The 7930-nt window shown below is 46.0% G+C and carries 8 protein-coding genes; 1 reads left to right on the top strand and 7 read right to left on the bottom strand.

All coding sequences use genetic code 11. The annotated features are described in order from the left end of the window. Positions 1-873, top strand: an 873-nt coding sequence (locus tag AC1MDJ_RS06100; RefSeq protein WP_479690049.1) for a Smr/MutS family protein, incomplete at its 5' end; no start/stop codon positions are given. Here AC1MDJ_RS06100 and AC1MDJ_RS06095 read toward each other — a convergent pair. From AC1MDJ_RS06095 to AC1MDJ_RS06065, 7 genes are read right to left on the bottom strand one after another with little or no spacing between them, the layout of a single operon-like run. Continuing rightward, a complete protein-coding gene (locus tag AC1MDJ_RS06095) occupies positions 870-1775 on the bottom strand; it encodes a DUF1385 domain-containing protein (RefSeq protein WP_479690048.1) in 906 nt (301 codons plus the stop codon). The genes AC1MDJ_RS06100 and AC1MDJ_RS06095 overlap by 4 nt on opposite strands. Next, positions 1775-2818 (bottom strand): phosphoribosylformylglycinamidine cyclo-ligase, encoded by a 1044-nt coding sequence (gene purM, locus AC1MDJ_RS06090; protein WP_479690047.1) that lies wholly within the window; start codon positions 2816-2818, stop codon positions 1775-1777. The genes AC1MDJ_RS06095 and purM overlap by 1 nt, the downstream gene beginning before the upstream one ends. Before the next feature lie 26 nt (positions 2819-2844). After that, positions 2845-3891 (bottom strand): Holliday junction branch migration DNA helicase RuvB, encoded by a 1047-nt coding sequence (gene ruvB, locus AC1MDJ_RS06085; protein WP_479690050.1) that lies wholly within the window; start codon positions 3889-3891, stop codon positions 2845-2847. A 4-nt stretch (positions 3892-3895) separates the two neighbouring features. Beyond that, entirely contained in the window at positions 3896-4471 is a 576-nt protein-coding gene (gene ruvA, locus AC1MDJ_RS06080) for a Holliday junction branch migration protein RuvA (protein WP_479690046.1), read from the bottom strand. Then, positions 4468-4956, bottom strand: coding sequence for a crossover junction endodeoxyribonuclease RuvC (gene ruvC, locus AC1MDJ_RS06075; RefSeq protein WP_479690045.1), 489 nt, complete (start codon positions 4954-4956; stop codon positions 4468-4470). Before ruvC ends, ruvA begins: the two co-directional genes overlap by 4 nt. Before the next feature lie 7 nt (positions 4957-4963). Then, on the bottom strand, positions 4964-5710 hold the full coding sequence (locus AC1MDJ_RS06070) for a YebC/PmpR family DNA-binding transcriptional regulator (RefSeq protein WP_479690044.1): 747 nt from the start codon (positions 5708-5710) through the stop codon (positions 4964-4966). A 12-nt stretch (positions 5711-5722) separates the two neighbouring features. Continuing rightward, positions 5723-7612, bottom strand: a complete 1890-nt coding sequence (locus tag AC1MDJ_RS06065; protein WP_479690043.1) for a motility associated factor glycosyltransferase family protein — start codon at positions 7610-7612, stop codon at positions 5723-5725. Positions 7613-7930: the final 318 nt, after the last annotated feature.

Here is a 7930-nt window from a genome sequence, read left to right as displayed (position 1 = left end):
GCAGTCATTATAGGGTCGCTGCGCCCGATAATGACTGCAAGGCGACTGGGTTTCCCCTCCAGCATTACGGAGGTGGCACAGCGGCGAATTGATGCGTTAAAGGGTGCGCGTGAAGTAGAGTTAGAAGAAATTTCGCTAATGCGGGCTGAAGCAGAGCACATAAAACGGACGTTAGAGAGCCAGCGGCAGGAATTGCTAGAGCGAGAAAAGCGCATTGAGGCGGGCGAGGCGGATTTGAAACAGCGGCTTGCTAAACGCGAACTAGAGCTATTAGAGGAGACAACATCACTGTTGCAGCGCGCCCGTAGGCTTGCCAACGATGGTAATAAAGGCAAAGTTAAGGATAGCACCGAGCAAATAGACGAGGCAATAAAAGGCGTCAATGAAAAGATTGAACGAGCAAAGTCTGCCAGAAAGCTAATAGAGGGGTTAAAGGCGGGCGACATCGTCTTTTTAGAGCAATATTCAAAGGTGGCGCAGATTATATCCATAGAAAAAGACACCGCCTTTATTGACCTAGAGGGGCTTAAAATGCGCATGCAACTGCGCGATATAGTCGGCAGGCGCATAGATAATAGAACGGGCAAGAATGTAAAGGTTAAGAGCGATACAACAGCAAGCAAGACACGTGCTGTGCGGCGAGAGCTACTGCTAGTCGGCAAACGCGTAGAAGAAGCATTAGACCTGCTGGATAAATATTTAGACGAATCGCGACTATCGGGCTATGAACAGGTATATATTGTGCATGGCAGAGGCTCTGGGCAGTTGCGAGCCGCTATTCACGAATACCTGAAAAGCTCCTCATCTGTCAAACGCTATGCCCTAGCTAGCAACGAAGAGGGCGGGAATGCAATAACGGTGGTAGAACTTTAGTCTATACAGCGCACTCCGTCCAGCTCTACTTCATCCTCTGCCAGTGCCGTTTTGATAGAAACGATTGCCACCTCTAGCTGGCTATCGTCTGGTTCTCTAGTTGTGAGCCGCTGTAGCCATAGTCCGGGTGCAATCAAAATAGCTACAAATGCATTCTTGCTATGCCTACCGCTGAGTTTTAATACTTCGTAAGCAATACCAGCTATCACAGGCAACAAGACCACCCGTGCACCTAGCTTTATCACAAATGAAGAATCTTTTGGCACTAGCGAAAACAACACTATCGCTACAAGCATTACTATCAGCAGGAAACTTGTCCCGCAACGCGGATGAAAACGACTCATTTTGCGGGCATTTTCAATATTCAGCTCAAGCCCGTCTTCGTAGGCAAATATTGATTTGTGCTCTGCTCCGTGATATTCAAACACACGCTGAATATCCTTGAACCTAGTGATAATAAACAGGTATAACACAAAGAACAACACGCGCAAAATGCCGTCAACAGCGTTGAACAAAAAAAAGGAATTATCTAAAGACTGCCAGTAATTTTTTAAGAACTCCGTTAGCCAGAGCGGTAGGAATATAAACAGGAGTGCACCAAGCCCAAGTCCAACCACTATGCTGACAATGGTTTCCAACTTGCTCATCTTTTCGTCCTCAGTCCCTGACTGCTCCGCACTGAAATTAAGCGCACCTATCCCCAACACTAGTGCATCGTAAAGTCCCACTAACCCACGCAAAAACGGCAGTTTGAATGCTTTTATACGGTCTAGTAAGATTGGCTGCTTTTTCACGACTATGTCGCCCGCCTGTGTGCGCACCGCCATAGACAGCATACCGGGTGCGCGCATCATCACCCCCTCAATAATAGCCTGCCCACCGATAGTTTTTACATCAGCCACTATAAATCTACCCCTTTTATGTGCACTTCGCGCTTGCCACTTACCACCTTGCCTATTTTATAGGTTAGTTCACCGAATGGTGCTAGGGCAATACTCAACTTACCAAACTCAGACTCGTCTATAATAAACACATAACCCACACCCATATTGAATGTGCGGTATAGCTCGTGTTCGTCCGTATCGGTCAGCGTCCTAAACGCCTCTATCGCTGGCACTTGCGGGAATGCTGAGTTGTCTAGCACTACGTCCACGTCTTTCGGCAACACTCGCGGGATATTATCATAGAACCCGCCACCTGTAATGTGAACCATCCCTTTTATTTTAACCCCCGCCTCTAGTGCCGCTAGAACAGCTTTCACGTATATTTTGGTAGGTGTGAGCAGTAGCTCTTGCACCGTGCCGTATGTCGGGATTAAATCATTCACGCTCATAAGTCTATCAGCCAATATCTTTCTTAATAGCGAATAGCCGTTTGAGTGAAAGCCCGATGATGCCAGCCCCACAACTATATCGTCAGCTTTTATATTTTTTCCGTCAATAATATTTGGTTTGTCAACTATACCTACGGCAAAACCTGCAAGGTCAAAATCCCCTTTGGCATACATTCCCGGCATTTCGGCAGTTTCTCCGCCTACAAGGGAGGTGCCCGCCTGCCTGCAACCCTCTGCCACTCCGCGCAACACTTCTACCGCAGCGGATACGTCCAGCCTGCCTGTAGCGAAGTAATCTAAGAACACCAACGGACGCGCACCGCAAACTACAAGGTCGTTCACGCTCATAGCGACTAGGTCTATACCAACGCTGTTATAAACGCCTGCTTCAATAGCCACTTTTAGTTTAGTGCCTACGCCGTCTGTGGAGGAAACCAGCATAGGCTCTGACATAGCCTTGAAACGTGCAATATCGTAAAAAGCGGCAAACCCGCCAAGTCCGCTGGGTACGTATGCATCAAATGTAGTTTTAACAATGGGTTTAATTTGTTCAACGAACTCATTACCAGCATTGATATTCACGCCACTGTCAGAGTAACTTGTGCCAGACATAGTGCCTCCTGTAACAAGCTATTATACTATCTACCTGATAGATGGTCAACACTTTCATCTAGCAAATCGCTTATATTGGCTTGTTTTGTCTGTGGGCTGATTCCTAGTAGGTCAAAAGCTCTGTTGGTGGCTACTCTACCGCGTGGAGTTTTTTTTACATAGCCCTCCATTATCAGGTAGGATTCTATTATCCCCTCTATGGTGTCTGGCTCTTCTGATAAGGTCGCCGCTAACGTATCTAACCCGACTGGTCCTCCCTCGTATTTCTCTATAATTGCCGATAGATAAGCTCTATCTGATGAATCTAGCCCGCCATCACCTATCTCCAGCCTAGTCAGCCCGTCTGCCACTACGTCTCCGCTGACAATGCCTTGATTAAACACATCGGCAAAATCGCGCATACGGCGCAATATCCTATTAGCTATACGTGGAGTGCCCCTGCTGGCACTCGCTATAGCCAACTTTGCTACCTCATCTATCTTAATATTCTGTAACCGCGCCGACCTGCCTATTATGGAGCTTAAGTCTTTTTTATCGTAGTATTCTAGTCGCCATACGATACCAAATCTGTCTAAAAATGGTTTTCCTAGTGAGCCTTTGCGCGTAGTCGCTCCTATTAGTGTGAATTTCGGCAGGTCTATTTGCACTGTCCGTGCGGCAGGACCCTGTCCGATGATTAAATCTAGCTTAAAATCTTCCATTGCGGGGTAGAGCTTCTCCTCTACTGATGCATTTATGCGGTGAATTTCGTCTATAAATAAGACATCGTGCTCCTCTAAATTAGTGAGTATGGCAGAGAGTGCCCCCGCATGCTCTATGGTGGGACCAGACGTAACGCGAATATTAACGCCTAGCTCGTGGGCTATGATATTTGCCAACGTTGTTTTACCTAGACCGGGTGGACCATAGAACAAACAATGGTCTAGCCCCTCGTTGCGCTTTTTAGTCGCCGCAACGTATATTTGCAAGTTTTCAACTAGCTTCTGTTGCCCCGTATATTCGGCAAAGCTACTCGGACGTATTCCTAGTTGCCTGTCCTCTTCGCGCTCCGTCCGTTCGTAGATTTCGTTCATCATTTTACCCGTTCAGCCGCGCAAGTGCCTGTTTGAGTATAGCATTGAAATCGTCCCCTTTAAGGGAATGCACTATCCTGTCTGCATCTGCTGGTTTATAGCCTAGATTGCACAAAGCACTTATTACATCATCGTGAACGCTCCGTTGCACGGGCGTAGCAACCATTATCCCCTCGTAAGGCTTCATCTTATCTTTTAGCTCTAAGACTATGCGTTCTGCGGTTTTTCTGCCGATACCGGGCAACCTACTAAGCCTGTCTAAATCGCCGCCTACGACCGCACCTGCCAGCTCCCCCGCACCTATGCTACCAAGTATAGTTAGCGCAAGCTTAGGTCCTATCTTTGATACAGTATTTAATAGCAAGAACAACGCCCGCTCGTCTAGCGTAGTGAAACCGAATAAGCTTAGCGCATCTTCTTTAACAGCTAGATAAGTGAACAATTCCGTGCACTCCCCCACAGCTGGCATAGCCGCGTAGGAATTCATAGAGAGTGACACGTAGTAGGCGACACCATTCACATCTACGGCTACCTTGCCGCCGTCTTTCATAATAAGTGTGCCTGATAGTCTATATATCATCTAACCTTCCCCGTTTGGTTTATCGCCAAACATATCCCGCCAGCTAGGGCATCGGTTACATCTAACGGCAATTGCTTCTTAATGACAATATTCAACTGTAGTGCCACCATTTTAGCCACCTGCTCTTTTTCCGCCCTACCATACCCCGTGACCGTTTGCTTTATCTGCAATGCGGTGTATTCGCATATCGGCACACCGTAGTTTAACAGCGTGGCAAGTATAGCTCCGCGCGTTTGCCCCAATAGTAGCGCACTTCTAGCATTTACAGAATGAAATACGTCCTCTACTGCAGCAGAGTGATAGCTAAAGCGCGACAGCTGTGCCTGTAGTCCCGAAATAATCTGTGAAAGCCTCTCAGTAAAGGGTGCTCTAACGTCTGACCTGACGAGTGCATGCCCCTGATAGCTCAGCTTACCCTTATCCCAGCCGATAATGCCAACCCCTGTTTTATTCAAACCTGGGTCTATACCCATGAAATATAGCATTAAATGATTATTCTAGCCCCTCTAAATCAGTATCGCTAATATCATAGTTGCCATAAACATCTTGCACATCGTCTAAATCTTCTAATGCATCAACTATGCCGATAATTTTTTTAGCGTCGTTAGACGACACCTGTATAGTGGCTTTTGGCTTCATCGTCACCTCGCCGTAGCTCACAACGTAACCTTTGCCCTCTATCACCCTCTTTACCGCTTCAAAATCGGTGGGCGCGGTAGTAATTGAATATATATCACCATCTGTGATAAAATCTTCAGCACCAGCATCCAACACTAGCTCCATAATTTCATCTTCAGAGCAAGCTTTTACGTCTACCTCTATAACGCCTTTCATCTCAAACTGCCAGCTAACACTGCCCGCTTCTGCCATAGAGCCGCCACGTTTAGTGATAACATTACGCACGTCCGTAATAGAGCGGTTTTTATTGTCTGTCAGTGCATGGACGAGTATGCCGACCCCAGCAGGACCATAAGCCTCATAGGTAATGTCCTCGTAGTTAGTTTCTGCGCCTTCGCCCGTGCCCTTTTGGATAGCTCTGCTGACATTATCGCGTGGCATATTAGCGGCACGTCCCTTATCAAGTGCTAAACGCAATCGCGAATTCGCCGCAGGGTCGCCACCGCCAAGCTTTGCTGCTATGGTAATTTCTTTGGCAATCTTGGTGAAGATTTTGCCCTTCTTAGCATCCTGAGCTGCTTTCCTATGCTTGATGTTCGCCCATTTACTATGTCCTGACATAAAAACGCCCCTTTATACGTTATTTAATCGGTTATCTAGCTGCAAAAACTCTTTCTGCATAACAACTATCAGACTATGCAAATTGGTATAGAGTGCTCCATAAGCATTGACCAACATCTCCACAGCCTCTGCGGACGGTGCCAATGCCAAGATAGCATTTATATCATTCTGCATCTTTATTACATAAGCTTGCACGTAGTGCATATATATCAAATAAAACTGCTGTTCGTCAAGAAATCTTCCTATCTTGCTTAGATTTGCAGACACTTCGTCATATAGCTTTAATATCTCCGATTTCGCCATTTCAACGTTTTCCGCATTAGTTGCTTTTATTCCGTTTATTTTGTCAATCCAAGCTTTTGCCTCATCTCCGCCTTTTGAAGTAGTTTCTAACAGATAGTCGGTGTATTTCAACGCTTCTTTCGTTTTTTTAGCGATAGAAGCACGGTCTTTCTTAACCTGCGCGGGGAATGGCACTTTGAGCCGCTTTTCCAGCACTGGTTGCACGTTCAACGCTTTGTCTTTATTGATATATTTATCAATCGCCTCTTGAAACGTCATTACCACAGTGCCATGTATCTTAGCTCCGCCCTCAGTAGCATTCACAACAGTGCCCTTGAAGCTTGCTACGTCTTTCTCGTAGAATTGGCGAAACATATTCCATACACGTGAAGTGCGGATTTGCGGAACGTAGTTGCCCTCTACCATTATAGAATCTTTATAACCCGCCTCTACTTCACCGAACGTTGCGCCCCCTGCGTGTGTGCGTTCCCCCTCGTAGGCTAAGTCTTGCCCTATCAATATGATTGGGTTGCATCCCATATATTCTAATATCTTAAACGCCATATTACCAGCTGATTGACCTATTTCAAGGATGCCCTTGTCAACGCCGAGCCACTGGAACGTAGCGAATTTCCTATATACTACAACCTTTTTGCCATGGTATGCCTCATACACAGCAGGCTGTATTACAGGGCATGCGGCAAAATATATGTCCTCAAAGGCTTCATCGGGTAGCTCGCCGAATAGCTGCGCAGTAATCACCACGCGCTCCAGAGACGTAACCATGTGCGGTTTCAGATTATGTTCACGCATTATGCGGAGAGATGCGTCTGGGGCTATCATTACAGCTCTGTCCTGTATGGTGTGGAGCAATTCAATATTTTTATCTAGCGATGGTCCTGATGACACCACTACGCCGACTTTATTCTTAAATACGTCCTTTACATCCTTTATGCCAGGGTTATTTATAATCTCCTCTACATTGTAGAATGTATTACGTATGCCGAGTATTGCGTCGTCGGGGTCGTTGCCATATAGTAGCACAGCACTAGAACTTGCCTGTCTAAGCACGTCCATACACTGCGAATAGTACGTCCTATTGGAGGAATAAGATGTCGCACAGGTAATGATATTAATCGTTTTCATAAACTGCACCACCCTGCCGTTGACGGTGAATGCGCCATAGACTAGCGGATAATATGCCTGCGGCTGCATACCGCACAGGCAGAAAGCTATTGAGCGTTGCGGTATAAAGTTGGAGTAATCACCGAGAGTAAAGGCAAGTTTCAATATTTCGGGGTCTGCCTCAAAGACAACAAACGCCATAGAACGGGTTTGAAATTTAGCTGCTGCGCCGATGAGGTGGTAGCCCAGTCCGAAACCAATAAATATACACACCTGCGGCAGACGGATATTCAGGGCATCAATCTCTTTATCCACGCTCATCAGGGCGTCAACGTTGTTGTAAAAATATGCACCGACTTTCTTATCAAAGACATTGTAATTGTTAGCTGATGTTTTTGAGATTACATAGCGTCCAGTCTCGCGTGCATTCCTAATAGGCTCTACATATTCTGGATACCTTTTGGCTAGGGCGTTAAGATTCTTCTCTAAATACATTATTGCCATCCTTTACAATATTTGCCGAGAGTTTAGCACAAACCATAAGGTGCAGTCAAAACCTATTTTTAATGATTATATAACTTGACTGGACTAGGATGTTGTAAGTAATCCTTACGCTGTGAACGCAGATGGTTTTCTAAGGGCAGTCAGAGACCATTGGATATTTCTCTCCTCACCAGTGGAGGCTAAAAATAGCTTTTAATCTCTAACTAACCCTTAAAACCAGTAATAAAAAATGGAATATCTTTTACCAAGGTGCAATCAGGCGATACGATACCCGATAATCTAACAACTTTTTTCCGTGCAACCTCAGAA

Source organism: Candidatus Termitispirillum reticulitermitis (assembly GCF_054655775.1).
Note: the sequence above shows the minus strand (reverse complement) of the source record. Positions and strands in the feature narration are given on the sequence as shown.